This is a genomic window from Solimonas aquatica, from assembly GCF_900111015.1.
Lineage (GTDB): Bacteria > Pseudomonadota > Gammaproteobacteria > Nevskiales > Nevskiaceae > Solimonas > Solimonas aquatica.
Window position 1 is genome coordinate 240,072 of sequence record NZ_FOFS01000004.1, and the last position, 25,019, is coordinate 265,090.

Annotated in this window: 21 protein-coding genes; 10 read left to right on the forward strand and 11 right to left on the reverse strand. The window is 67.4% G+C overall.

The annotated features are described in order from the left end of the window. Window positions 1-168: 168 nt before the first annotated feature. On the reverse strand, window positions 169-594 hold the full coding sequence (locus BMY12_RS06690) for a secondary thiamine-phosphate synthase enzyme YjbQ (protein WP_093283670.1): 426 nt from the start codon (window positions 592-594) through the stop codon (window positions 169-171). Between the two features lie 190 nt (window positions 595-784). On the opposite strand from BMY12_RS06690, the gene BMY12_RS06695 reads away from it, so the two are divergent. Then, window positions 785-1,009 carry a hypothetical protein gene (locus BMY12_RS06695; protein ID WP_093283672.1) on the forward strand — a complete coding sequence of 75 codons (225 nt, stop codon included), beginning with the start codon at window positions 785-787 and terminating at the stop codon, window positions 1,007-1,009. Between the two features lie 8 nt (window positions 1,010-1,017). On the opposite strand, the gene BMY12_RS06700 is transcribed toward BMY12_RS06695, so the two are convergent. After that, a complete protein-coding gene (locus tag BMY12_RS06700) occupies window positions 1,018-1,743 on the reverse strand; it encodes an LOG family protein (protein WP_218140110.1) in 726 nt (241 codons plus the stop codon). 103 nt (window positions 1,744-1,846) lie between these two features. Beyond that, the gene (locus BMY12_RS06705; protein ID WP_093283675.1) at window positions 1,847-2,413 is read right to left on the reverse strand and encodes an HNH endonuclease; all 567 of its coding nucleotides are present in this window, start codon (window positions 2,411-2,413) and stop codon (window positions 1,847-1,849) included. A gap of 265 nt (window positions 2,414-2,678) precedes the next feature. On the opposite strand from BMY12_RS06705, the gene clpB reads away from it, so the two are divergent. The 9 genes from clpB (at window position 2,679) to yjgA (ending at window position 15,989) form a co-directional block, all read left to right on the forward strand. After that, window positions 2,679-5,270 carry an ATP-dependent chaperone ClpB gene (gene clpB / locus BMY12_RS06710; protein ID WP_093283677.1) on the forward strand — a complete coding sequence of 864 codons (2,592 nt, stop codon included), beginning with the start codon at window positions 2,679-2,681 and terminating at the stop codon, window positions 5,268-5,270. Between the two features lie 107 nt (window positions 5,271-5,377). Beyond that, window positions 5,378-6,397: a zinc-binding alcohol dehydrogenase family protein gene (locus BMY12_RS06715; protein ID WP_093283680.1), complete on the forward strand. Its 1,020-nt coding sequence runs from the start codon at window positions 5,378-5,380 to the stop codon at window positions 6,395-6,397. A 2-nt stretch (window positions 6,398-6,399) separates the two neighbouring features. Then, on the forward strand, window positions 6,400-8,778 hold the full coding sequence (locus tag BMY12_RS06720; protein WP_245732382.1) for a TonB-dependent receptor: 2,379 nt from the start codon (window positions 6,400-6,402) through the stop codon (window positions 8,776-8,778). 163 nt (window positions 8,779-8,941) lie between these two features. Then, window positions 8,942-9,190 carry a FeoA family protein gene (locus BMY12_RS06725; RefSeq protein ID WP_093283682.1) on the forward strand — a complete coding sequence of 83 codons (249 nt, stop codon included), beginning with the start codon at window positions 8,942-8,944 and terminating at the stop codon, window positions 9,188-9,190. A 79-nt stretch (window positions 9,191-9,269) separates the two neighbouring features. Beyond that, the gene (gene feoB / locus BMY12_RS06730) at window positions 9,270-11,111 is read left to right on the forward strand and encodes a ferrous iron transport protein B (protein WP_093283685.1); all 1,842 of its coding nucleotides are present in this window, start codon (window positions 9,270-9,272) and stop codon (window positions 11,109-11,111) included. Beyond that, window positions 11,108-11,314, forward strand: a complete 207-nt coding sequence (locus BMY12_RS06735; protein ID WP_093283687.1) for a hypothetical protein — start codon at window positions 11,108-11,110, stop codon at window positions 11,312-11,314. The genes feoB and BMY12_RS06735 overlap by 4 nt, the downstream gene beginning before the upstream one ends. A 78-nt stretch (window positions 11,315-11,392) precedes the next feature. Beyond that, entirely contained in the window at window positions 11,393-14,275 is a 2,883-nt protein-coding gene (locus tag BMY12_RS06740) for a DUF748 domain-containing protein (protein ID WP_093283690.1), read from the forward strand. A 69-nt stretch (window positions 14,276-14,344) separates the two neighbouring features. Further along, on the forward strand, window positions 14,345-15,205 hold the full coding sequence (gene folD, locus BMY12_RS06745; protein WP_093283692.1) for a bifunctional methylenetetrahydrofolate dehydrogenase/methenyltetrahydrofolate cyclohydrolase FolD: 861 nt from the start codon (window positions 14,345-14,347) through the stop codon (window positions 15,203-15,205). Between the two features lie 190 nt (window positions 15,206-15,395). Then, window positions 15,396-15,989, forward strand: coding sequence for a ribosome biogenesis factor YjgA (gene yjgA / locus BMY12_RS06750; protein ID WP_093283695.1), 594 nt, complete (start codon window positions 15,396-15,398; stop codon window positions 15,987-15,989). On the opposite strand, the gene fliD is transcribed toward yjgA, so the two are convergent. From fliD to flgH, 8 genes are all read right to left on the reverse strand, one after another. Next, a complete protein-coding gene (gene fliD / locus BMY12_RS06755; protein WP_093283697.1) occupies window positions 15,975-17,327 on the reverse strand; it encodes a flagellar filament capping protein FliD in 1,353 nt (450 codons plus the stop codon). The genes yjgA and fliD overlap by 15 nt on opposite strands. Window positions 17,328-17,335: 8 nt before the next feature. Beyond that, window positions 17,336-17,743, reverse strand: coding sequence for a flagellar protein FlaG (locus tag BMY12_RS20805; RefSeq protein ID WP_093283700.1), 408 nt, complete (start codon window positions 17,741-17,743; stop codon window positions 17,336-17,338). A gap of 43 nt (window positions 17,744-17,786) precedes the next feature. Then, a complete protein-coding gene (locus BMY12_RS06765) occupies window positions 17,787-18,941 on the reverse strand; it encodes a flagellin N-terminal helical domain-containing protein (protein ID WP_093283702.1) in 1,155 nt (384 codons plus the stop codon). A gap of 303 nt (window positions 18,942-19,244) precedes the next feature. Next, a complete protein-coding gene (gene flgL / locus BMY12_RS06770; RefSeq protein ID WP_093283705.1) occupies window positions 19,245-20,444 on the reverse strand; it encodes a flagellar hook-associated protein FlgL in 1,200 nt (399 codons plus the stop codon). Between the two features lie 6 nt (window positions 20,445-20,450). After that, the gene (gene flgK / locus BMY12_RS06775; protein WP_093283709.1) at window positions 20,451-22,091 is read right to left on the reverse strand and encodes a flagellar hook-associated protein FlgK; all 1,641 of its coding nucleotides are present in this window, start codon (window positions 22,089-22,091) and stop codon (window positions 20,451-20,453) included. A gap of 13 nt (window positions 22,092-22,104) precedes the next feature. After that, on the reverse strand, window positions 22,105-23,187 hold the full coding sequence (flgJ, locus tag BMY12_RS06780) for a flagellar assembly peptidoglycan hydrolase FlgJ (protein ID WP_093283712.1): 1,083 nt from the start codon (window positions 23,185-23,187) through the stop codon (window positions 22,105-22,107). A gap of 11 nt (window positions 23,188-23,198) precedes the next feature. Further along, window positions 23,199-24,341, reverse strand: coding sequence for a flagellar basal body P-ring protein FlgI (locus tag BMY12_RS06785; RefSeq protein ID WP_093283875.1), 1,143 nt, complete (start codon window positions 24,339-24,341; stop codon window positions 23,199-23,201). Window positions 24,342-24,366: 25 nt separating this feature from the next. After that, window positions 24,367-25,014 carry a flagellar basal body L-ring protein FlgH gene (flgH, locus tag BMY12_RS06790; RefSeq protein WP_177188880.1) on the reverse strand — a complete coding sequence of 216 codons (648 nt, stop codon included), beginning with the start codon at window positions 25,012-25,014 and terminating at the stop codon, window positions 24,367-24,369. Between the last annotated feature and the right edge of the window lie 5 nt (window positions 25,015-25,019).

A 25,019-nucleotide genomic window follows, 5' to 3' on the forward strand; every position in this document is an offset into this window, starting at 1 on the left:
TACGTCTATCTTGCTGGACTCGCGAGACCGAACAATCAGTCTGATTCGGGGGGTGAAAAGTTCGCACTTTTCGTTGCGAACGCGACGCTCTCCCAGCTGAGCTACCGCCCCATACGAGGACGCGTATTCTACCCATCGCGGGCGCAAATGCCAGCGCGATCTTCCGTATCAGGGGTCAAACTCGCCGCTCAGGCTCAGCACCACTTGGCGGCTGTGCGGCATCAGGCGGTGCTCCCAGACGTAAATGCCCTGCCAGGTGCCCAGCAGCAGCTCGCGGTCGCGCACCGGCACGCTCAGCTCCACGCCGACAGCGATGCTGCGGATGTGCGCGGGCATGTCGTCCGGCCCTTCCTCGTCGTGGCGATAGTGCCGGCTGCCGTCCGGGGCCAGGGCCTGCGCCCAGTGCTCCAGGTCCTCGCGCACCGCCGGCGCGGCGTTCTCGCACAGGCACAGCGAGGCCGAGGTGTGGCGCAGAAAGAGGTGGCAGAGCCCTGCCCGGCAGCCGCTGGCGGCCACGAAGCGGCGCACCGCTTCGCTGATCTCGACAAAGCCCCGTCCCCGGGTTTTCACTTCCAGCAATTCCTGGCGGAACATCCCGGCTCCCAACCTCGCCATACTTGCGCGAAGACCGCGCGCCCATCCGGAATCATGCCCTTAAACAACTGATTCTAAAAGCGCTATTCAAGACTCTTTTCGGCGCCCGGAAAGCCTGCTAAAAACGCGCGCCAAGTGGACGCGATCGCGTTCACGGCTTTTTGGAAGACGCGAATTTCCGAGATTGGGCATGCCACGCAAGCCGAAAAAGCAGGTCCCGCAGAACGAAGCCCCCAAGAGCTTTGACGAGTTCGTCGATGAGGGCGAGGCGCTGGACGAGGAGGCGCTGGCAGCCGACTCCCCCGCCGCCGCTCCGCCCGGCAAGAACCGCGATTGGCGCGACGTCGAGAAGCTGCAGGAAGAGCGGCGCCTGCGCCGCCTGATCGCCGACGATCTGGATTTCGATATCGGCTGATCAGCCGTTCACACCGCGCCCGGCGGCAGCGGCTGCAGGCCGGCCTGCAGCAGGGCGAAGGCCTCGTCCACCGAATCGCAGAGGTGGAACAGCTCCACATCCTCCGGTGAAATCAGACCGCGCTCCTTGAGCAGCGCGAAGTTCACCAGTCCCTCCCAGAACGCGCGCCCGTAGAGCACGATGGGAATGCGCTCCACCTTGCCGGTCTGGGTCAGGGTCAGCAGCTCAAACAGCTCATCCAGGGTGCCGAAGCCGCCGGGGAAGAACACCGCGCCGCGCGCCAGGCGCACCAGCCAGAACTTGCGCATGAAGAAGTAGTGGAACTGGTAGGCCTGCCGCGTTTCCACGTAAGGGTTCAGGTGCTGTTCGAAGGGCAGCGAGATGTTCAGGCCGATATTGAGCTTGGCGTCCACGCGCGCGCCGCCGGTGTGCGCGGCTTCCATGACGCCGGGCCCGCCGCCGGTGCAGATGTAGAAGCGATCCTCGGCGCTGTGCGTGTCCAGCGTCCACTGCGCCACGCGCTCGGCCAGCCGCGCGGCTTCCATGTACCAGTCGCGGCCATCGGCGCCGACGCCGGGCTTGAGCCGCGCCGAGCCGAAGAACGGCAGCGTGTTGCGCACGCCGTTGAGCCTGAAGCGCCGCTCCGGCTCCAGGTATTCACAGAGGATGCGCACGCTGCGCGCCTCCTCGCTCATCAGGAATTCGTTGTTCTTGTAAGCCTTCACAGCTCGCACGAGGTCTCTCCGAAACGCCGCCAGGGGGCGGCAAAACGCGCCACGCCGAGGCGGCGCGGCACCATGATGTTGGGGCGGGAAACAGGAAGTGCCGCGATGCCGACTAATGCCGTGGCCGGCGCTGACGACCGGCGTGGGCCATCAGGAATTCCATCTGGTCGGCCAGGATGCGGCGGTTGGACAGAATCAGATATTCCGCCAGGTTCGGCGTGTACGGCACCGCCAGCAGACGCATCCCGGCTTCCTCGGGCGTGCGGTCGTCCTTGCGCTGGTTGCAGTGCCGGCAGGCGGTCACGCAGTTCTCCCACACCGAGATGCCGCCGCGCGACACCGGCATGATGTGGTCGCGGGTGAGCAGATGCTGCGGGAACTGCTTGCCGCAATACAGGCAGAGATTGCGGTCGCGCTGGAACAGGGTGCGGTTGGTCAGCAGCGGCACACCGCGGCTGTGGCGGCAGGAACGGTCGGCCACCGCGATGATGGAGCCGATCTCGATCTGCGACACGCTGCCGGTACGGGCATTGGTGCCGCCACGGATGAGGAAGCGTTCGGCGCCGGCTTCCCAGCGCACGCGCTCGCGGGCATATAGCGTCACCGCCACATGCCAGTGAATCCACGATACCGGTATTCCGCCGGCATCGACCTTCAGTATCGCCGGAATATTGTCCATCGCTTCAGTGCCGCTACCTTTGTCCTTGACCGCGATTGCACACGAACAAGATGACATCCTCTGGACGATAGCCGGTCCATGCGCTCCGGCGCAAGCTTTCGCAAGACAGCGACTTAGAGTGAAAACCCGCTGTGATGCTGGAATTGACCGCCGTCAGTCCCGGCGGCCAGGAACGTGGCTTGAATCACGGCCGTGCGACCGCACTACTACGGCATCACTTTGATTGCCGGGCCGCCCCCGCAAGGCCCGAGAGGAAAACCGCCACATGCGCATGGACAAACTGACGAGCCGCTTCCAGCAGGCCCTGGCCGACGCCCAGTCGCTGGCCGTGGGCCGCGACCATCCGGCCATCGAGCCCCTGCATCTGCTGCAGGCCCTGCTCGATCAGGAGGGCGGCTCCACCCTGCCGCTCCTGCAAAATGCCTCGGTCAACATCGATCTGCTGCGCAGCAAGCTGGCGCAGGGCATCGAGCGCCTGCCCAAGCTCAAGGAAGCCACCGGCGAGGTGAATGTCTCGCCGGATCTGGCCAAGCTGCTCAACCTCACCGACAAGCTCGCACAGCAGCGCAAGGACCAGTTCATCTCCACCGAGCTGTTCGTGCTCGCAGCCCTGGACGACAAGGGCGCGGCGGGCGAGGCGCTGCGCGCCGCCGGCGGCCGCAAGGAACTGCTGGAGAAGGCCATCACCGCCGTGCGCGGCGGCGCCAAGGTGGACTCGGCCAATGCCGAGGAACAGCGCGGCGCGCTGGACAAGTACACCATCGACCTCACCGCCCGCGCCAGCAGCGGCAAGCTCGATCCGGTGATCGGCCGCGACGAGGAAATCCGCCGCGTGATCCAGGTGCTCTCGCGCCGCACCAAGAACAACCCGGCCCTGATCGGCGAACCCGGCGTGGGCAAGACCGCCATCGTCGAAGGCCTGGCGCAGCGCATCGTCAACGGCGAGGTGCCCGAATCGCTCAAGGACAAGCGCCTGCTGTCCCTGGACCTGGGCGCGCTGATCGCCGGCGCCAAGTTCCGGGGCGAGTTCGAGGAGCGCCTGAAAGCCGTGCTCACCGACCTGGCCAAGCAGGAAGGCAACATCATCCTGTTCATCGACGAGATCCACACCCTGGTCGGCGCCGGCAAGGCCGAAGGCGCGATGGACGCCGGCAACATGCTCAAGCCGGCACTGGCGCGCGGCGAGCTGCACTGCGTGGGCGCCACGACGCTGGATGAATACCGCAAGTACATCGAGAAGGACGCGGCCCTGGAACGCCGCTTCCAGAAGGTGCTGGTGGGCGAGCCCAGCGTGGAAGACACCATCGCCATCCTGCGTGGCCTCAAGGAACGCTACGAGGTGCATCACGGCGTGGACATCACCGACGGCGCGATCATCGCCGCCGCCAAGCTCAGCCATCGCTACATCACCGACCGCAATCTGCCGGACAAGGCCATCGACCTGGTCGACGAGGCCGCTTCGCGCATCCGCATCGAAATCGACTCCAAGCCCGAATCCCTGGATCGCCTGCATCGCCGCCTCATCCAGCTCAAGATCGAGCGCGAGGCGCTGAAGAAGGAAGAGGACGAGGGCGCGAAGAAATCGCTGGCCGCGCTGGAAGCCGAGATCGCCAGGCTGGAAAAGGAATACGCCGATCTCGAAGAGAAGTGGAAGGCCGAAAAGGCCCAGGTCACCGGCAGTGCCGGCGTGAAGGAAGAGCTGGATCGCGTGCGCACCGAGCTGGAAGCCGCGCGCCGCGCCGGTGATCTCTCGCGCATGGCCGAGCTGCAGTACGGCAGGATTCCGGAACTGGAAAAGCGTCTGGCGCAAAGCGCCAGCAGCGCCGCCACGCCGCAGAAGTTCGAGCTGCTGCGCAACAGCGTCACCGAGGACGAGATCGCCGAGGTGGTGTCGCGCTGGACCGGCGTGCCGGTCACCAAGCTCATGGAAGGCGAGCGCGAAAAGCTGCTGCGCATGGAAGAGGCGCTGCACACGCGCGTGGTCTCGCAGGACGAGGCGATCACCGCCGTGGCCAATGCCATCCGCCGTTCGCGCGCGGGCCTGTCCGATCCCAACCGCCCGATCGGCTCCTTCCTGTTCCTGGGCCCCACCGGCGTGGGCAAGACCGAGCTGTGCAAGGCCCTGGCCGCGTTCATGTTCGACACCGAAGAAGCGATGGTGCGCATCGACATGAGCGAGTTCATGGAGCGCCATGCGGTGAGCCGCCTGATCGGCGCACCGCCCGGCTATGTCGGCTATGACCAGGGCGGTTATCTCACCGAAGCGGTGCGGCGCCGGCCCTACTCGGTGATTCTGCTCGACGAGGTGGAGAAGGCGCATCCGGAAGTGTTCAACGTGCTGCTGCAGGTGCTGGACGATGGCCGCCTCACCGACGGCCAGGGCCGCACCGTGGACTTCCGCAACACCGTGGTGGTGATGACCTCCAATCTCGGCTCGCAGCTGATCCAGGAGATGATGAGCCGCAGCAGCGGCGAGGACTACAACGCGATCAAGGAAGCGGTGATGGGTGTGGTCGGTCAGCACTTCCGGCCGGAGTTCATCAACCGCATCGACGAGGCCGTGGTGTTTCATCCCTTGGGCAGCGCGCAGATCCGCTCGATCGCGCGCATCCAGACGCAGAACGTGGTCAAGCGTCTCAAGGAGCGCAGCATCGAGCTGGCCTTCGCCGACGAGGCGCTGGACCGGCTCGCCGAGGCCGGCTTCGATCCGATCTACGGCGCGCGTCCGCTCAAGCGTGCCATCCAGGCGCACATCGAAAATCCCCTGGCGCGGCTGATTCTCGACGGCCACTTCGGCGCCGGTGACAAGGTGCAGGTGGGACTGCGCGGCGGCGAGATCGTCTTCGACAAGGTCTGATGCGGATGTGATCGGCAGCCCGCGGCCTTCAGGCCGCGGGCTTGTTCTGCGCGACTGAGTTGCCGAAGATACATGGCATGTCACACGCCCCGCCTCCCCCAGCGCACATGCGGGCCGTCGGCTACCGCCAGACCGGCCCGATCGATGCCCCTGACGCCCTGCTCGACATCGAGCTGGCCGTGCCCAAGCCCGGACCCCGCGATCTGCTGATCGCGGTGCGCGCGGTGTCCGTGAATCCCATCGACACCAAGCGCCGTCGCAATGCCGCGCCGCCGCCCGGACAGGCGCAGGTGCTGGGCTTCGATGCCGCCGGTGTGGTCTGCGCAGTGGGTTCCGAAGTGAGTCTGTTCACGCCGGGCGATCCGGTGTTCTACGCCGGCACGCCGCTGCGCCAGGGTTCCAATGCGCAATACCAGCTGGCGGACGAGCGCCTGGTGGGCCACATGCCCGCCTCGCTGAGTTTCGAGCAGGCGGCGGCGATGCCGCTGACCGCGCTCACCGCCTGGGAAATCCTGTTCACGCGTCTGGGCGTGCCGCGCCTGGGCGGTGACGGCGCCAGCCTGCTGGTGATCGGCGGCGCCGGCGGCGTGGGCTCGATGCTGATCCAGCTCGCGCGCCAGCTCACCAGCCTGAAGGTGATCGCCACCGCCTCGCGCGATGAAACGCGGCAGTGGTGTCTGGACCTGGGCGCGCACGAGGTCATCGACCATCGCCGGCCGCTGCAGGAGGCGCTGCGCGACATCGGCATCGCGAGCGTGGCCTACATCGCCAGCCTCACCCAGACCAGCCAGCATTGGCCGGCGATGGTCGAAGCCATTGCGCCGCAGGGCCGCATCGCGCTGATCGACGATCCGGACCCCATCGACATCCGCCCGCTGAAAACCAAGAGCGTGTCCGTGCACTGGGAGTGGATGTGCACGCGCAGCGTCTACGCCACCGCCGACATGATCGAACAACACCACATACTCGAAGAGGTCTCGCGCCTGAGCGAGGCCGGCATTCTGCGCAGCACCCTGCAACAGGTGCTCGGCCCCATCGACGCCGCCACGCTGCGCCGCGCGCATGCGCAGATCGAAAGCGGCAGCACCCTCGGCAAGCTGGTCCTGAGCGGCTTCGGAAACCCCTAGGCATGCGCAAGACTCTGATGCTGGCAGCCTGCGCGCTGCCCGGCACCGCGCTGGCCCTGGACAGCACCGACATTCCGGATGTGTTGCCGGAGGTGATCGTCACCTCGCAGAAGTTCGCGCAGGCGGTGGAGGACGTGCCGGTGTCGGTGGGCACCATCGACGGCACGCTGACCCGGCAGACCGGCGCCAGCAGCTTCGAGGACATCCAGTCCTACGTCGGCAATGTCACGCTCTCGCTGTCGCCCACCGGCGGTGATTTCTTCATCCGCGGCTTCGGCACGCTGTCCACCAACGCCGGCTTCGAGCCTTCGGTGGGCACGGTGGTGGACGGCGTGTTCTACGGCCGCTCGAATTTTCTCTCGGTGTTCTACAGCGACATCGAACGCATGGAAGTGCTGCGCGGACCGCAGGGCACGCTGTTCGGCAAGAACAGCACGGCCGGCGTGTTCAGCCTGATCACCCAGGCGCCGCAGCAGGACTTCAACGCCGGCGGCGAACTGTTCGTCACCGACGATGGCCAACGCGCGCTGCGTCCGGTGCTGAACCTGCCGCTGGCCGAAGGCTGGGCGCTGCGCTACGCCGGCAGTCTCTCCAGCGACGAAGGCCTGCTCTACAACAGCGCCCTGTCGCGTCATGAGCTGAACTTCCAGCAGAACAGCTCGCGTCTGCGCCTGGGCTATCACGGCGAAGACCTGCACCTGGACCTCGCCGGCTTCTATTCGCAGCAGCATTTCAACGCCAACAACTTCCAGCTGGTGCACGTCACCGCGCCGATGCTGACGCTGATGCGTCAGTACGATCCGCAGGCCGAGGATCGCACCGACTTCCACAACTCCGCCAACGTGCCCTCGCGGGGCGATACCCGCTTCGCGGGCGCCAGCCTGAGTCTGGACTACAGGCTCGATGGCCTGGCGGACATTGACCAGCTGCAGCTGAGCTCGATCAGCGCCTGGGCGCGGCAGACCCTGCTCTCCCGCGACATCGACGCCGACTTCAGCCCGGTGCCGGTGCTGCGCGACACCCTGGTCAAGCCGGCACCGTTCAGCCAGCGCAGCGAGGAGCTGCGCCTGGCCGGACACGACGACAGCATCCTCGGCTTCGGCCATGCCCTGGACTTCGTGATCGGCGCCTACTACTACGACGCGCATCTGAACTCCAGCGACCTCATCCAGCTGGAAGACCTTGGCGCCACGCTGGCCTACGTCAGCGCCGCGCAGAGCGGCAATCCCGACAACGGCGCGCTGCTCAATCTCGCCGGCGTGCCGCTGGCGCGCCTGGGCCTGCCGCTGGCCGGCGTGATCGATGTGCTGACGCCGCTGCTGGGGCCGGCAATCGGCCAGCAGCAATCGGCCGCCGTGACCTTGAGCCAGCGCACCAGCACCGCCGCGCTGTTCGGGCAGATGGAGTACTTCGTGCTGGAAGACTGGGGCCTGATTCTCGGCGCGCGGGTCGGCCGTGAAACCAAGCAGGGCCAGTTCAGCAGCAAGGCCGAAGGCGTGTTCATCCCGGCGATCGCCAACCAGAAGGACTTCGACACCCACCGCCAGCGCTCAGAAATCGAGTTCTCGCCCAAGGCCGGCCTGAAGTGGCACCTGAGCGAGGCCTCGAATCTCTATGCCACCTGGACGCGCGGCTACAAGAGCGGCGGCTTCAATGCCCTGCCGCTCAATGACGAGCATCTGGAGTTCGAACCCGAGCGCGCCACCAGCCTGGAGCTGGGCGCCAAGTCGCGCTTGTGGGCCGACACCCTGCGCGTGTCGGCGGCGCTGTTCGACACCCGCTTCGACGATCTGCAGGTCTCCACCTACGCCGGCACCGCGCCGATCTTTCTCAACGCCGCCAGCGCGCGTTCCCGTGGCGGCGAGCTGGAGCTGCACTGGCTGACGCCGCTGCACGGCCTGGCCTTCTACAGCTCGCTGGGCTACACCAATGCCTTCTACACCAGCTATCCGAATGCGCCGGACTGCGCGGTGTCCTCGCAATGCCATACGCCCAAGCCCGCGTCCGGCACCCAGGACCTGAGCGGCAAGACCCTGAGCAATGCCCCGCACTGGACGGCGGCCGCCATCCCCTCGTATTCCATGCCGCTGCCGGGCGCCACGGTGCTGACCGTGGCGGTGGACCTGCTCTATCGCAGCCAGCGCTATGTCGATGTGGACCTGGCCCCGGCCAAGCTGCAGAGCGCCACCACCGAACTCAATGCGCGTCTGCTGCTGGGCGCCGACAACGAGCGCTGGCTGCTGAGTCTGGCGGCGCGCAATCTGGGCCGCGAGGTGATTCTCGATCAGGTGCTCGACCAGCCCCTGGCGCCCGGCGGCTACGGCGGCGCCCGCGCCGACCGCGGCCGCGTGCTGTCCGCCAATCTGCAGCTGAAGCTGTAGCCGGACGCCCGGACCACGCCCGGGCCGGGCCCGGAGCAGCGGCCAGTACCGGCGCTCGTAATCACGGCTGCGGGCCTTCGCGCTTTGATCTGGGTCAAGGCGCAAGTTGAAAGCGCAGGTGATATGATAACGATTCTTATCTTCAGCCTGATTGAGCCCTTTCATGCGCCTCTCGGATCTGCCGCAAAACCTCGCCGCGACGGTCACCGCCGTGGAAGCGCTGGGTCCCGCCGACCCCATCGCGCGGCGCCTGCGGGATCTGGGCTTTGTGCAGGGCGAGCCGATCCGGGTGGTGGCACAAGGCCCGGTACGGCGCGACCCGCTGCTGGTGCAGATCGGCTACACGCGCTTTGCCCTGCGCAAGACCGAGGCGGCTCGGGTGCAGGTCAATCCCGGCCCGGGCAGCGCATGAATCTGCTGCGGCACTGCCCGATATGGCTGCGCAAGATGCTCCCGCATTCACGGCGCGCGCAGGCCGGCAGGCTGCCGTCATGAGCGCCGCCGCGCTACGCGTCGCCCTGGTCGGCAATCCCAATTGCGGCAAGACCGCGCTGTTCAATCTGCTCACCGGCAGCCGCCAGAAGGTGGCCAATTACGCCGGCGCCACCGTCGAGCGCAAGGAAGGCCGGCTGCTGACCCCGGCCGGGCGCAGCCTGCAGATTCTCGATCTGCCCGGCGCCTACAGCTTCGACGCCGCCAGCCCGGATGAAGTGATCACCCGCGACATCTGCTACGGCGAGCATCCCGAGGAACCGGCGCCGGACCTGATCGTCTGCGTCGCCGACGCCACCAATCTGCGCCTGCACCTGCGCTTCGTGCTGGAAGTGATGCGCCTGCAGCGGCCGATGCTGCTGGCGCTGAACATGAGCGACGCCGCCAAGAAGCGCGGCATCCACATCGACCTGCCCGGGCTGCAGCGCCGCCTGGGCATTCCGGTGGTGGAGACCGTGGCCGTGCATCACAACGGCGCGACCGAGCTGCTGCGCCAGATCGATGCCCAGCATCTGCCGCCGCTGCCGGACACGCACGCCTTCGGCGAAGACCTGCACGCCGAGGTGCGCGCGCTGCTCGCCGCCACCGTGCAGATGCCCACGCGCACCGCGCGCATCGACGACGCCATCGACCGCGTGGTGCTGCACCCGGTCGCGGGTCTGGCGATTCTGGCGGTGGCGATGTTCCTGATGTTCCAGGCGGTGTTCTCCTGGGCACAGCCCTTGATGGACGGCATCGACGTCGGCGTGAAGTGGCTGGGCGATGTCCTCACCAACGCGCTGCCCGAGGGCGTGCTGCGCAGCCTGCTGCGCGATGGCCTGTTCGCCGGCCTGGGCGGGGTGCTGGTGTTCCTGCCGCAGATCCTGATCCTGTTCTTCTTCATCCTGGTGCTGGAGGAATCCGGCTATCTGCCGCGCGCCGCCTTCCTGCTCGACCGCCTGATGTTCAAGGCCGGCCTCACCGGCCGCGCCTTCATCCCGCTGCTGTCCAGCTTTGCCTGCGCCATTCCCGGGATCATGGCCACGCGCAGCATCCAGGATGCGCGTGATCGCCTCACCACGATTCTGGTGGCGCCGCTGATGACCTGCTCGGCGCGCCTGCCGGTGTATACCCTGCTGATCGCCGCCTTCATCCCGCAGCGCAGCGTGCTGGGCATCTTCAATCTGCAGGGCGTGGTGCTGTTTGCGCTGTACTTCACCGGCATCGCCAGCGCGCTGGCGGTGGCTACGGTGATCAAGCGCCTGCGCAGCGATCGCAGCGAGCATGCGCTGCTCATGGAGCTGCCGTCCTACCGCGTGCCGCATCTGCGCGATCTGGCGATCAGCCTCAAGGAGCGCGCGATGATCTTTTTGAAGCGCGTCGGCGGCATCATCCTGGCGCTGACCGTGCTGCTGTGGTTCCTGTCCAGCTTCCCGGCGCCGCCGGCAGGCTTCAGCGGCGCCGCCATCGACTACAGCTTCGCCGGCCGCATCGGCCATCTGCTGCAGCCGCTGTTCGCGCCCATCGGCTTCGGCTGGGAAATCTGCATCGCGCTGATTCCGGGCCTCGCGGCGCGCGAGGTGGCGGTCTCGGCGCTGGGCACCGTCTACGCCATGTCCGGCGACGGCGATGCGCTGGCCGCGCAGCTGGGCAGCACCATCGCGCAGCACTGGTCGCTGGCCACCGCGCTGTCGCTGCTGGCCTGGTATGTGTTCGCGCCGCAATGCCTGTCGACGCTGGCGGTGATCCGCCGCGAAACCAATTCCATGAAAGTGGTGCTGATCGCCGCAGGCTATCTGTTCGCCCTGGCCTACGGCGCCTCCTTCATCACCTATCACACCGCGCTGTGGCTGGGCTCATGAGCGCTTATCACTTCCTTGAAATGCTGATCGTCGCCGCTGCGGTGGCGGGCAGCCTGTACGCGGCGCTGCTGCGCCTGGCGCCGCAGCTGCTGGGCCGCAAGCCGGCCCTCAAGCGCAAGGCGGCCTGCAGCGGCTGCGACAACTGCGGCGGCTGCGCACCCGGCAGCGCTGCCGGCGAGCGCCCCGTCGACTGGCGTCGCTGAGCGCGCCGGCGCGTCCGCTGCGCCGGACGCGGTGACGATGGTATCGTGCGCCGGTTCCCCGGCCTCCTCCTGAAACACATGCTGCAAGACGCTGTTGCCGCAATGGCGGCGCGCCTGCGCCGCCGGCGCCGGACCTTCGCCCTGCTGGGGCTGGCGCTGCTGCTCTATGCGCTCGCGGGCTATGTCCTGCTGCCCGCCCTGCTGCGCTCGGCGGCGACGCGCTATGCCGCCGGCGAGCTGCACGCGCAGCTGAGCATCGGCGCCCTGCGCTTCGATCCCTTCCGCTGCCTGCTGCAGGTCGATGATCTGCGGCTGCGCGATGCGCGGCAGCAGCCGCTGCTGGGCTTCAAGCGGCTGCGTGTGAATGCCGATCCCCTGCTCTCGCTGTTCACCGCCAGCCTCCGGCTCGCGGAGCTGCGCCTGGAGCAGCCGGATCTGGATCTGGTGCTGTACGCCGACGGCAGCCTCAATCTGCTCAGGCTGCTGCCGCCCTCGCCGCCGCAGCCGGAAACCTCCCCCAGCGCGCTGCCCGATCTGCGCATCGCCACGCTGGCGATCAGCGCCGGACATCTGCGCTTCACCGATCACAGCAAGCCCGCGCCGTTTACGCTGGAGCTGCAGCCGGTGGATTTCACCCTGCAGGACCTGCGTACCCAGCTGGGCCATGCCAGCGCCTACCAGCTCAGCGCCCTGAGCCGCGCCGGCGAGCGGCTCGACTGGCGCGGCGAGCTGAGCCTGCAGCCCCTGGCGCTGTCCGGCGCGCTGCGCATCGGCGCACTCCAGGCGCGCACCGTGGCGGCGTATCTGCAGAATCAGCTGCCGCTGCGCCTGCTCGATGGCGAAGTGGATGTGCAAGGTCATTACCAGCTGCAGCTCTCGCCGCAACTGGAACTGGCCCTGCAGCTGCCGCAGATCGAGCTGCGCCAGCTGGCGCTGGGCGAATACGGCGGCACGCAGACACCGCTGCGGGTGCGCAAGATCAGCCTGCGCGATCTGGACTTCTCGCTGGCGCAGCGCCGCCTTCAGCTGCGCACCCTCACGCTGGAAGCCCCGCAGCTGCAGCTGCGCCGCGAGGCCGATGGCCGCCTGAACCTCAGCCGCCTGCTGGCACCGGCCGCACCGGTCGCCGCCGACAGCGCCAAATCTGCCGCAGCATCTCCCGCAGCCGACAGCAAGGCCGTCGCCTGGCAGCTGGCGCTGGACGAGCTGCAGCTGCGCGAGGGCCTGATCGATGTCCAGGATCTCAGCCTGCGGACACCGTTTGCGATGCAGCTGCCGGCACTGAGCCTGCAGCTTGCGCAGTACCGCAACAGCGCCGACAGCCAGCCACGGCTGAGGCTCGACACGCGGCTACGGCAGAACGGGCGCGACATCGGTCAGCTGCATCTCAGCGGCAGCCTGCGCCCGGCCGCGCCCGCCGCCAGCCTGCAGCTGCAGCTGCAGGGTCTGCAGCTGTCCGCCCTGCAGCCTTATCTGCAGCAATACAGCGGCGTGCTGCTGCACAGCGGCGTGCTGGGCCTGCAGGCGCAGCTGGATTACGCCACGCAGTCCCGCGGCGCGAACCTGCATCTGGCCGGCGCGCTGGACATCGCGCAGCTGCGCGCCGCCGACCGCGCACAGGATCAGGACTTCGCGCGCTGGCGGCAGCTGCAGCTGGAAGGCTTCGATCTGCAGCTGCCGGCGCAGGAGGCGCCGCGCCTGCGCATCGCGCGCGTGCGGCTGCGCGAGCCCTATGCGCGCGTCATCGTGCAGGCCGACCAGAGCCTCAATCTCGCGCAGCTGGGCAGCGCGCCAAGCGCCGCGCCGCAACCGCCGGCAGCGGCCGCCGCCGTCGCGCCTGCAGACGCGAAGCCGCTGCAGCTGGAAATCGGCGCGCTGCGCATCGAGAACGGCTCGGCGTATTTTGCCGATGAATCGATCACGCCGCGCTTCGCCGCCGGCATCGAACAGCTGCAGGGCGGTCTGGACCGGCTCTCCTCCGCCGCCGACGCGCGCACGCATCTGCAACTGCGCGGGCAGGTCGCGGCCTACGCGCCGGTGAGCATCGACGGCAGCCTGATGCCGCTGGCACCGACCCGCTACAGCGATCTCAGCCTGGCCTTCCGCAACATGGAACTGAGCACTTTCAATCCTTACTCGGGCAAGTTCGCCGGCTACAACATCGCCAAGGGCAAGCTGTCCACCGAGCTGCACTACCACATCGAGGACCGCGTGCTGCGCGCCGAGCATCATGTGCGTCTGGATCAGCTGGAATTCGGCGAGGCCACCGGCTCCAAGGACGCCGCACCGCTGCCGGTGAAGCTCGCCGTGGCCCTGCTCAAGGACCGCCACGGCGTGATCGATCTGCAGCTGCCGGTGAACGGCAGTCTCGATGATCCGCAGTTCCGCTACGGCGCCCTGCTGCGCCAGACCTTCTTCAATCTGCTCACGCGCATCGCCAGCGCGCCGTTTGCAGCGCTGGGCGCACTGTTCGGCGGTGGCGAGGAATTGCAGTACCTGGACTTCGCGCCCGGCTCGGCGGCGCTGGGCGAGGCCACGCGCGACAAGCTCGCCGCCCTGCGCAAGGCGCTGCTCGAACGTCCGGCCCTGAAGCTCGAAGTGCCGCAGACCGTGAGCGAGACCGACCGCGAGGCCCTGGCACAGCAGGCGCTGGCGGCGCAGCTGCCCGCCGCCAGTGACACCGCCGGCCAGCGCCGCGCGCTGGAGGCGCTGATGCAGCAGCTGCAGCTGCCCAGGCCCGAGGCCGGCGCCAGCGAGGCCGCGCTGCGCGGCGCGCTGCTGACCGCGCTGCAGCCCGGCGCGCAGGCCCTGGAAGAACTGGGCCGGCAGCGCGCCCTGGCGGTGCAGGACGCCCTGCTCTCGGCGAGCGAAATCGCTCCGGAGCGTCTGTTCATCGTCGGTGCCGGCCCGGCCGGCGCCAGCGACAGCGGCGCGGTACGCATGCCGCTGAGTCTTCGATAACGTGTGGCGAGGCCGGCAGTTTTTTACAATGCGCGTCCAGCTCCCCTCATCAGCCCAGCGAGACCAGCCTTGAGCGCCCAATTGATTGACGGCAAAGCCGTCGCCGCCAGTGTCCACGAGCGCGTACGCGCCGCCATCGCCACGCGCGTGGCCGGCGGCAAGCGCGCCCCGGCCCTGGCCACGGTGCTGGTCGGCGCCGATCCCGCCTCGGAAATCTATGTGCGCAACAAGCGCCTGACCTGCGAGAAGGTCGGCGTGCGCTCGGTGCCCCTGCACTTCGACACCGGGGTTTCCCAGGACCAGCTGCTGGCCGCCATCGACGCCCTCAATGCCGACGAACACATCGACGGCATCCTGGTGCAGATGCCGCTGCCGGCGCACATCGACCCGATCCTGGTCACCGAACGCATCCGCGCCGACAAGGACGTGGACGGCTTTCATCCCTACAACATCGGCCGCCTCGCGCAACGCCTGCCGGTGCTGCGGCCCTGCACGCCTTTCGGCGTGATCGAGCTGCTCAAGAGCGCGGGCGAAACCTTCAAGGGCAAGCGCGCGGTGGTGGTCGGTGCCAGCAACCACGTCGGCCGGCCGATGATGCTGGAGCTGATGCTGGCCGGCGCCACCGCCACCTGCTGCCACCGCTTCACCGCCGATGTGCCGGGCGAGGTGGCGCGTGCCGATATCGTGATCGCGGCGGTGGGCAAGCCGGCCATGGTCCAGGGCGACTGGATCAGGCCCGGCGCCACCGTCATCGACATCGGCATCAACCGCCTGCCCGACGGCAAGCTCTGCGGCGACGTGGACTTTGCCGCCGCCCGCCAGCGCGCCGCCTTCATCACCCCGGTGCCGGGCGGCGTGGGCCCGATGACCGTGGCCATGCTCATGCACAACACCCTGCAGGCCGCCGAGCTGCGCGAAACCGCTCGCTGAAAAACCGCTGCATCCAGATCTTCGGGCGCGCCGTATCAGCGGTGGACGGACCTTTACCTTTTTGGGTCCGTCATTTGCCCGTGGCCCGATTGGCCCCGCTCATGCATGCGGGGCTTTTTTTCACCACGCAGGCTGCGAAGGCCGGGCTTGCGTATGATGCAGGCCCCATTTACCGCTGACGCCCACGCGCATGTCCCGCCGCAAGCCCCACGATTCCGCGCCCGAGGACGAACTCCCGCTGCGCCCCAGCAAGACCCAGCGCAAGCAGGCCATGCATGCCCTGCAGGACCTGGGCGCTTTGGTTCTGGAGCTGCCCGAGCACAGCCTCGCCGCCATCGAGATGGCCGAGAACCTGCGCGAGGCCCTGCAGGAGTACCACCGCATCAAGAGCTTCGAGGCGCGCCGCCGGCAGCTGCAGTACATCGGCAAGCTGCTGCGCAATGCCGACCCCGAGCCGCTGCAGCGCGCCGTGGATGCGCAGCAGCAGAGCCGTCAGCGCGCCGCGCAATCGCTCAAAGATGCCGAACGCTGGCGTGATCGTCTGCTGGCCGAGGATGGCGCGCTGACCGAGTGGCTGTCGGCGCATCCCGGCGGCGATACGCGCGCGCTGCGCGCGCTGATCCGCGAGGCGCGGCGGGAGCTGGAACAGGCGCAGTCCGCCGAACCCGCGCCCGGCGCGCTGCAGCGCAAGGGCCCGCGTTATCGCGAGCTGTATCAGCTGCTGCGCGGCGTGCTCGACGACGAGAGCCGCGAAATCCAGGACGACGACTCAGCCGCTGCTTGAGCTGCCCGACGAGTTGTTGAGATTGGCAATCGCCGTCAGCTGCTGGGTGAGGAAGCTGCTGGTGGTGTTCATCTTCGCCAGCATGGTGTCCAGCGCGGTGTACTGCTTGCGATAACGGGCTTCGGCCGCGGTCATGCGCGCATCGAGGCTGTCCTGCTCATTGGCCAGGGTCTTGAGCTGCGAGTTGAGCGAGTCCACGCGCGAGACCATCGAGCCGTCGGTGCCGACCAGGGTGTCCAGCATGCTGTCGAGCTGCTTGCCGTAGCCGCCGCTGACATTGAACAGCTTCTGCACCGAAGCCGCGTCCTTGGTCAGCGCGCTGGTGAAGTCGCTGCTGCTCAGGCTCAGCTTGCCGCTGGCGTCGGCCGTGATGCCGATGTCGGCAAGATTGCTGAAACTGCCGGCACCGGACACCGTGCCGCCGATGATGCTGCGCAGCTGCTGGATGGCGCCGCGCACCAGGGAGTCGCCGTTGAGCGCACCGGCGGTCTTGGTGGTGGCGTCGTAGGACACCATCGAACGCAGCGTCGACATCGTGGTGTTGTAGACGCCGATGAAACTGTTGAGCGCGGTCTGGATGCTGCTGCTGTCGGTGGCCACCGACAGGCTGTTGGTGGTGCCCTCCTTGGCCGCCAGCAGATTCAGCGTCACGCCTTCCACGGCATCGGTGACGGTGTTGGACGCCGAGTAGACGTCGTAACCCTCCACCTTCAGATGCGCGTCGCTGCCGGGCTGCTTGGAGGTGAAGCTCATCAGCGAGGAGCTGACCGTGATCTCGCTGGCCGCGCCGGTTTCATTGGCGGTGAGCAGCAGATGCGTGCCGCCGCTCTCGGTGATCAGCGACGCGGTCACGCCGGTATTGTCGGTCGCGGCATTGATCGCATCGCGCAGATTGGCCAGGGTGTTGTCGGTGCTGCCCAGCGTGACCTTGAACGACTTGCTGCCCACCGAAATATTCACATCACCCGCGCCGAGCACGGCATCGGCGCCGCCGCTGATGGCCGAGGAAATCTTCTTGCTGGCCTTGGCCAGCGCCACCACTTCCACATCGTAGCTGCCCGAGGCCGTGCCGCTGGCGGCACTGGCGGTGAACAGCGTCTCGTCCGAGGAGCTGGCCTTCACCGAGGACAGCGCGCCATCGTCCACCAGCGCGCTGAGCTTGCTCTGCACGCTGGACAGCAGGGACTTCACCGTGCCCACCGCCGACAGCTCGGAGCTCAGCTCGGACTTGCGGGTGGTGATGCGGGTCTGCGGCGCCGTGCGATCAGCGGTGACCAGCTTGGTGATCAGCGACTCGATGTCCAGGCCCGAGCCCACGCCTGCGGAAGTGATGGCCATGATTTATCTCAGACGGTTTCCTGCAGCAGGCCGCCCTGCTGCTCATCCAGCACCCGCGCCAGATGCAGCATTTCCTCGGAGGGAATCTGCCGCAGCACGGTGCCGTCCTTCTGATCCACGACTTTCACGATCACGCGCTGCAGCTGCTGATCGATGCTGAAGGTGACATCCACGCCAGCCTCCTTGAGCTTCTTGCCCACCTGCTGGATCGCCTGATCCAGACTCATGGCCGGCTGCTTCGACGCGCTGGCGGTGTCGCTGGCCGCCACAGCGGCCGTGGGCGTGACGGCGGCGGTGCTTTGCGTACCACCGGAAACGCCAAAATAACCGCTGCCTCTCGGCGCAGTTACGGACTGCAAAATTGCGATAGGGTCGGTCATGACCGCCTCCGCTGGAAATTCCTCTAAAGCGAACATCCGGCGGCGGCATCCCTGCCACCGCCGGAGTCGCGTCCTTCGCTTAGCCCTTGAGCAGGCTGAGCACGAAGTTGGGCGAGCTGTTGGCCTGGGCCAGCATCGCCGTACCGGCCTGCTGCAGAATCTGCGTGCGGGTCATGTTCGCCGTTTCCTGCGCGAAGTCCGCATCCTGAATCTGCGAGCGGGCAGCCGACAGGTTGGTCGACGTGGTGCCCAGGTTCGAAACCACCGACTGGAAGCGGTTCTGCACCGCACCCAGCGTAGCGCGCGCGGTGTTCACCTGGCTCAGCGCGCTGTCGATGCGGTCGATGGCCTGCGAAGCGCCGGCGTAGGAAGCCAGGCTCAGCGTGGTCAGACCGGTGGTGGTGGAGGCCGTGGCGCTGACGCCGGTGGCGCCATCGAAGCCGGTCTGCGTGCCGTCATCGGTACCGCCCACGGTGATGTTGGCATCCGAGGTCAGCACGATCTTGGCCGTCGAGGTGTCGTAGGCCGCGTTCACGCCGGTGGTGCTGGCGATGTTGTTGATCGCGTCGACCACATCGCCCACGCGCTGCAGGGTGGAACCCGCGGCGGCCAGGGCGGCGATGCCGGTGCCGTTGATGGTCAGCGAACCCGCCGCCGCAGCGGTCAGGTCGGTGATGGTGGTGCTCACCGTGCCCGACTGCGTGGAGGCCGAGCTGGCCGAACCCAGAGCGGCAACGTTGGCGTCGGTGATCGAGCCGACGGTGATGGTCTGGCCGGAGTCGGCGCCAACCTGGAACACCGCAGAGGAAAAGCTGCCGTCAATCAGCTTCACGCCGTTGAACGAGGTCTGGTTGGCGACGCGGTCGATTTCCGAGAGCAGCGACTGCGCTTCGGTATTGAGCGCGCTGCGGTCGGTGGAAGAGTTCGAACCGTTGGCGGCCTGCACGGCCAGCTCACGCACGCGCTGCAGCGAGTCGGAGATCGAGCTCAGCGCGCCATCGGCGGTCTGCGCCAGCGAGATGCCGTCGTTGGCATTGCGCTGCGCCTGGTTGAGGCCGTTGATCTGGCTGGTCATACGGCTGCTGATCGCAAGGCCGGCAGCGTCGTCGGCGGCGCTGTTGATGCGCATGCCGGAAGACAGGCGGGCGATGGACTTGGACAGCGAGGACTGAGACGACTGCAGGTTCTTCTGCGCGTTCAGAGACATTACGTTGGTGTTGATACCGAGAGTCATGGTTTGCTCCTGCTAAATAAAGACTTGGCTGATAGGGACTGGGAACCTGGAGCGAATTCCGGTCTTGCCAGTTTTCTCTCCTGCCTCAGCGCTCCGCATCCGGATCGCCGTTGCTGTGCTGTTTATCGGAAAGTCCGGGCGCAAACTTGAGGCGATTTGCAGACTGTCGATGAGCGGTTTGGCAATGACGATGAACGGTGTTTTTGGCTCTTGCCATGGCTACGGACACGGCGCCGCCGCACCAGCCACCGGCGTGGCGGAGCGGCGGCGGCGCGAAAGAGAAGGCCTGGGGCTATCCGGCGATCAGCGCAGGTACTGGAACAGCGACATGTTGCGCACCTGCGTATAGGTCTGCTGCGCGGCCTGCAGTGCCGTCATCTGCTGCTGCAGACGGGTCACGGCTTCGGCGTAGTCCAGATCGCGCAGATCCGAAACCGCGGTCTGCGCGCTCAGCGTCACCGAGGACGCCATGCTCAGTGCGTCGGTGACGCTGTTCATGCGCGTGCCGATGCTGCCGCGCACATCGGTCAGATGCGTCTCCGCCGTCTGCAGACTGTTCAAGCCCTGCTGCAAGGCGGTCTGCACCTGCGCACGCTGCGCGCCGGTGTCCTGGGGCTGCGACAGCAGCGTGGCCAGTTGATCGACGATGCTGAAGACATCCTGCGTGCCGGCAGGCGCGACGCTGAACTCATCACCTGCGGCGGGCGTGCCGCTCAGATTCAGCGTGGTGCCCTTGAAACTGATGCTGCTGCCGGCGCTGTAGCTGCCGCTGCTCACCACGGCATTGCTGGCGTCGAGCACCTGATACTGATCGGGCGCGGTGAACTGCAGGGTATACGTGCCGCCGTCCCAGGCGCTGGCATCGCTGACCGTCGCCGAGCTGATGGCGAGCGTGCCGGTGTTGGCGCTGTTGGCGCTGACCGCATAGGTGCCGTTGCCGACCGCGATGCCCTGGAACACGCTGCTGCCGGGATCGTTCTGCGCCACGAAGCGCGCCGTGCCGACCTGTGCGGTCACCACCGTGCTGTCGCCGTGATAATCGGCGCTGCTGCCGTTCCAGCTGAAGGGCTGGCTGCCGTCGGCGGCGCCGCCGAACAGATAACGTCCCTGACCGTCGCCGGTGTTGGCCAGCGCCAGCAGCTGATCACGCACGCTGCTCAGCTGCTGCGCGATGGTGGCGCGCGAGCTGTTGGACTGCGAAGCACTGTTGGCCTGAATCACCAGTTCGCGCGCGTGCTGCACCAGATCGACGGCGCTGGCCACGGTGTCCTCGCTCATCTGCAGGCGGGTCTGCGCACCATTGGCGCTGTCGGTGTACTGCGCGTTGAGCGCCACCAGCTGATCGAGATTCTGGGCGTTGGCAAAGCCCGCCGGATCGTCGCCGGCGCTGGTCCACTTCTTCTCGGTGGCCAGCTGGTTCTGGGTCTTGGCGAGCTTGGCGGTTTGCATCTGCATGCTGCTCAGGCTCTGCTGATACAGCGCTGCGGTGGAGATACGCATCATGATGACTTACCCCTTGGTCGCCGACAGCAGGGTTTGAAAAACATCGCTGGCGATCTGCACCACGCGTGCAGCCGCCTGATAAGCCTGCTGGTAACGGATCAGATCGGCGGCTTCCTCGTCGAGATTGACGCCGGACTTCGATTCCCAGGCCGACTGCGCCTGCGATTGCAGCGCGGTCTGTGCATCGAGCTGGATGCCGGCCTGCTGCGACTGCGAACCGATGCGCGCGACCATGGCGCTCTGCGCCGCGCTCAGCGAATCCTTGCCGCCATTGAGCAGGGTCTGCGCACCGAGTGCGGCCAGCGCCTGCGCATTGCTGTTGCTGCTGCTGTTGGCGGCCGAACCGGCAGCGGCGGCAGCGATGCTGCGCGCATTGCTGGTGGCCATGCCGATCTCGCCCGCCGCATGGGTGGTGGGCTGGACCAGAAAGCGATCGCCGGCCTGCGCGCTGCCGCCGACGGTGATCGAGACACCGCCCAGCACCAGCGGATCGGCCAGCGTGCCGCTGCCACTGAGGCTGACGCTGGCGCCGCTGCGCGCGTCGCTGGCGCTCCAGGCGCTGCCGTCATAGCTGAGCACATAGTTGCTGGTGCCCAGCGCCGAGACGCTGCTGACCGAGGCGCTGAGCGTGGCGCTGCCCGTGTTGTTGGTGTTGGTCAGCACGCCGACCGCCGGCACCGTGAACAGATTGCCGCCGGCATTGCCATCCAGATCCACGCCCGCGGCGTTCTGCTGGTTGACGCTGACCGCCAGCGCGGTGGCCAGGCGCCCGATTTCGTTCTGTGCGGGCTGGATCAGCTCGCGTCGCGTGTCGAGCAGGCCGCCGATGGCGCCGCCGCTGATCTGCGAGGTGATGCTCTGCCCGCCGTAGGTGATGTCGAGATTGCCGCTGTGATAGGCGTCGTCGGCAAGGCCCAGCGCCGTGGCGTCGCCGGCCAGCACCAGGGCCTGGCCGGTGGTGGTGAAGACATTGACGCTGCCATCGGCCTGCGCTTCGGTGCGCACGCCGATGCGGCTGGAGATTTCCTTGACCAGCTGATCACGCTGATCGAGCAGATCGTTGGGCGCCTGGCCGCCGAACTGCGCCTGCGCCACCGTGATCTGGTTGTTGAGCTTGGCCAGCTGATCGGTGTACTGATTGAGCTCGCCGACCGTGGTGCTCAGGCCGTTGTTGACCTCATCGTTGAGCGAATCGAGCTGACCCTGGATCTCGTTGAAGCGCGAGGCCAGGGTGTCGCCGGCGGCGAGAAAGGCCTGCCGCACGGAACTGGAAGTCGGATTGTTGGCCAGGGCATTGGCGGCGCTGAAGAAGCCCGACAGCGGCGTGGCCAGGTTCAGCGAGCTGTCCGACATCAGGCTGTCCAGACGCGAGGCGTAGCTGGCATAGGTGTCGGCACGCGACTGCGAGCTGGTATAGCCCTGCAGCAGATTCACGGTGCTGGCATCGCTGATGCGCGCGATCTGCGCGATCTGCACGCCGGCGCCCACGTAGCCGGCGCCGGTGCCGGTGCCCTGCACCGAACTCAGGCTGACGCGCTGGCGCGAATAGCCCTCGGTGTTGGCATTGGAAATATTGTGGCTGGTGGTGTTCAGCGCGGTCTGGTAGGCCAGCAGCGCCGACAAGCCGGTGCCAAGCATGTCGCTCATTGCATATTCCTCATCACAGCGCGTAACGCCGCGGCAGCTGCGCCACGGCCGAGCGCATGGTGCCGCTGTTGGCAACCTTCAGCAGCTTCTGCGCATAAGCCGGATCGGTGGCGTAGCCCGCGTTCTGCAGGCCGTAGGCGAAAGCCGCCGCATCGCCGCCGCTGCGCAGCGCCTGCGCGTAGCGCGGATTGGACTTGAGAAAGTCCACGTAGTCGTCGAAGGCATGCGCCGGCGACTCGTACGCACGAAACTGCGCGTTCTCGCTCTGCAGGCCCCCATTGCGGTATTCGCCGGTGGTGGCCTGAACCCGCGAGCCCTGCCAGCTCTTATCGGCCTTGATACCGAAAAAGTTGAATGCGGGTTTGCCGGAGGCGTCGGCAATGCCGTGCTGGCCCCAGCCGGTTTCCAGCGCCGCCTGCGCCATCAGCACCTGCGCCGGCACGCCCAGTTCGCGCGCCGCGCGCTCGGCATGCGGCTGGATGGCGGCGATGAAACGCTGCGCCTTGGCATCGCTCTGCTCCTCGCCATCGACCGCGCCACTGGCGGCGGCGGACGGGCTCTGCGTCTGCGTCAGGCTGGCAGCCGCCGGCTGATACGCCCGCAGCCAGGCCTGGGTGTCGCGACGCAGCGTCGCGGCACCGGGCAGCGCCGTGAGTCCCTCGCCGGCACTGTCGGTCTCCGGCGCGGACGCGCCGATGTTCAGGGCGGCGCGATCCGCCGCCAGACGCGCCGAAGGCAAGGACAGCTGCCGCGCGCCGCCCAGGCTGCCGTCGCTGCCATCTTGTGTCGCCGCGTCGGCAGTGCCGTGCTTGCCGCGCAGCTGCTGCACCAGCATGTCGGCCAGTCCCAGGCCCTTGCCCGAGGACAGATGCACGGCCATCTGCTGATCGAAGATGTCGCGATAGAAATCGCTCTGGCCGCCGCCCATCACATCCGAAGCCAGCTCGCCGCTGCGCATGTTCTTCAGCAGCTGCTGCGTGAACAGCGCCTCGAACTGCTGCGCAACCTTGCGCAGCGCCGCGTCGTCGCCCTGCTTGGCTTGCGCGCGCAGGCCGGCAAACTGCTGGAAATCGGTGATGGCGTCGGTGCGGCTCATGCGAAACCGTTCTAGATGACCACCAGCTCGGCGCGCAGCGCGCCGGCTTCACGCAAGGCTTCGAGGATGGCAACCAGATCGCCCGGCGCCGCACCCACCTGATTCACCGCGCGCACCAGATCGTCGAGGTTCACGCCCGAGTCGAACACGAACATGCGGCCATCGCCGTTCTGCGTCACTTCCAGCTGCGAACGCGGCGTCACCGTGGTCTCGCCCTGCGAGAAGGGCTGCGGCTGGCTCACCTGCGGCTTTTCCGAGATGGTCACCGACAGCGAGCCGTGCGCCACCGCCGCCGGCAGTACGCGCACGCGGTTGCCGATGACGATGGTGCCGGTGCGCGAGTTGACCACCACGCGGGCCGCGCTCTCGCCGGCCTGCACCTCGATGTTTTCCAGCACCGACAGAAACGCCACGCGCTGCGCGGGATCGGCCGGCGCCGCCACCGCCACGCTCACCGCATCCACGGCGCGCGCCATGGTGCTGCCGAGGGTGGCATTGATCGCCTCCACCATGTGCGAGGCGGTGGTGAAGTCGGGAGAATTCAGATCCAGACGCAGCTCGGCGGCGCTGGCGAAGGAGTTGCCCACCACGCGCTCCACCTGCGCGCCATTGGGGATGCGGCCGGCGGAGGGCACGTTGATGGAGATGCGCGAGCCGTCCTTGCCGGACACGCCCAGACCGCCGACCACGACATTGCCCTGGGCGATGGCGTAGACCTGCCCGTCGGCGCCCTTGAGCGGCGTCATCAGCAGCGTGCCGCCGCGCAGCGAGCCGGCATTGCCCAGCGAGGACACCGTGACATCGATGCCCTGACCGGGCTTGGCGAAGGACGGCAGCTCGGCACTCACCGCCACGGCGGCGACGTTCTTGAGCTGCGGATTGACGTTGGGCGGCACGGTCACGCCCAGCTGCGCGAGCATGGCTTTCAGGCTCTGCGTGGTGAACGGTGTCTGCGTGGTCTGGTCGCCCGTGCCATCCAGGCCCACCACCAGGCCGTAGCCGATCAGCGGATTGCTGCGCACGCCGGCGACGCTGGCCAGATCCTTGATGCGCTCGGCCAGCGCCGGCTGCGGCGCCAGCAGCAGCCACTTCGACAGCAGGACCACCAGGAAACGTCGTATCAGGGGTCGCTTGCCTTGCAGGGTTTTGATCATGAAAACGTGCTCGCGGCGGGTCACATCAGAAGGGGAACAGCACGGAGCTGAAGAAGCGCGACAGCCAGCCCTGGCTGTTGGCGTCGGCGACGGCGCCGCTGCCCGAGTAGCTGATGCGGGCATTGGCAACACGATCCGAGGTGACGGTATTGGTGGGCGAAACATCGATGGCGCGCACCACACCTTCCAGCGCCACCTTCTCGTTGCCCTGATTCAGATTCAGATTCTTCTCGCCGCGCACGATCAGATTGCCGTTGGCGAGCACGCGGGTGACGGTCACGGTCACCGAGCCCGACAAGGTGTTGGACTGCGAGGACGCGCCGCTGCCGGCGAAGGCGCGATCCGCGCCCAGCTCGGTGGCGTAGCTGAACAGATGTCCGAACACGGTCGGAGCGCTGATGCTGTTCGCGTCCTTCTTGCTGGCGCTGGTGTCGGCCTTCTTCTGCGCATTGGTGCTCTCCACCAGCAGCACGGTGAGCAGATCGCCGACGCGATGCGCTTTCTGATCCTCGAACAGGGTCAGCCCGGAATTGACGGCGTAGATGCCGCCGTCGTTGGCGGGTTTCAGCTCCGGCACCTCGACCGTCTCGGCGGCCTTCGCGTCCTCGCGCGCCGCGTGGCTGGCGCAGGCCGTGAGCGTGACGATCAGCAGCAGACTGGCAAGCTTGCGCATGGGCA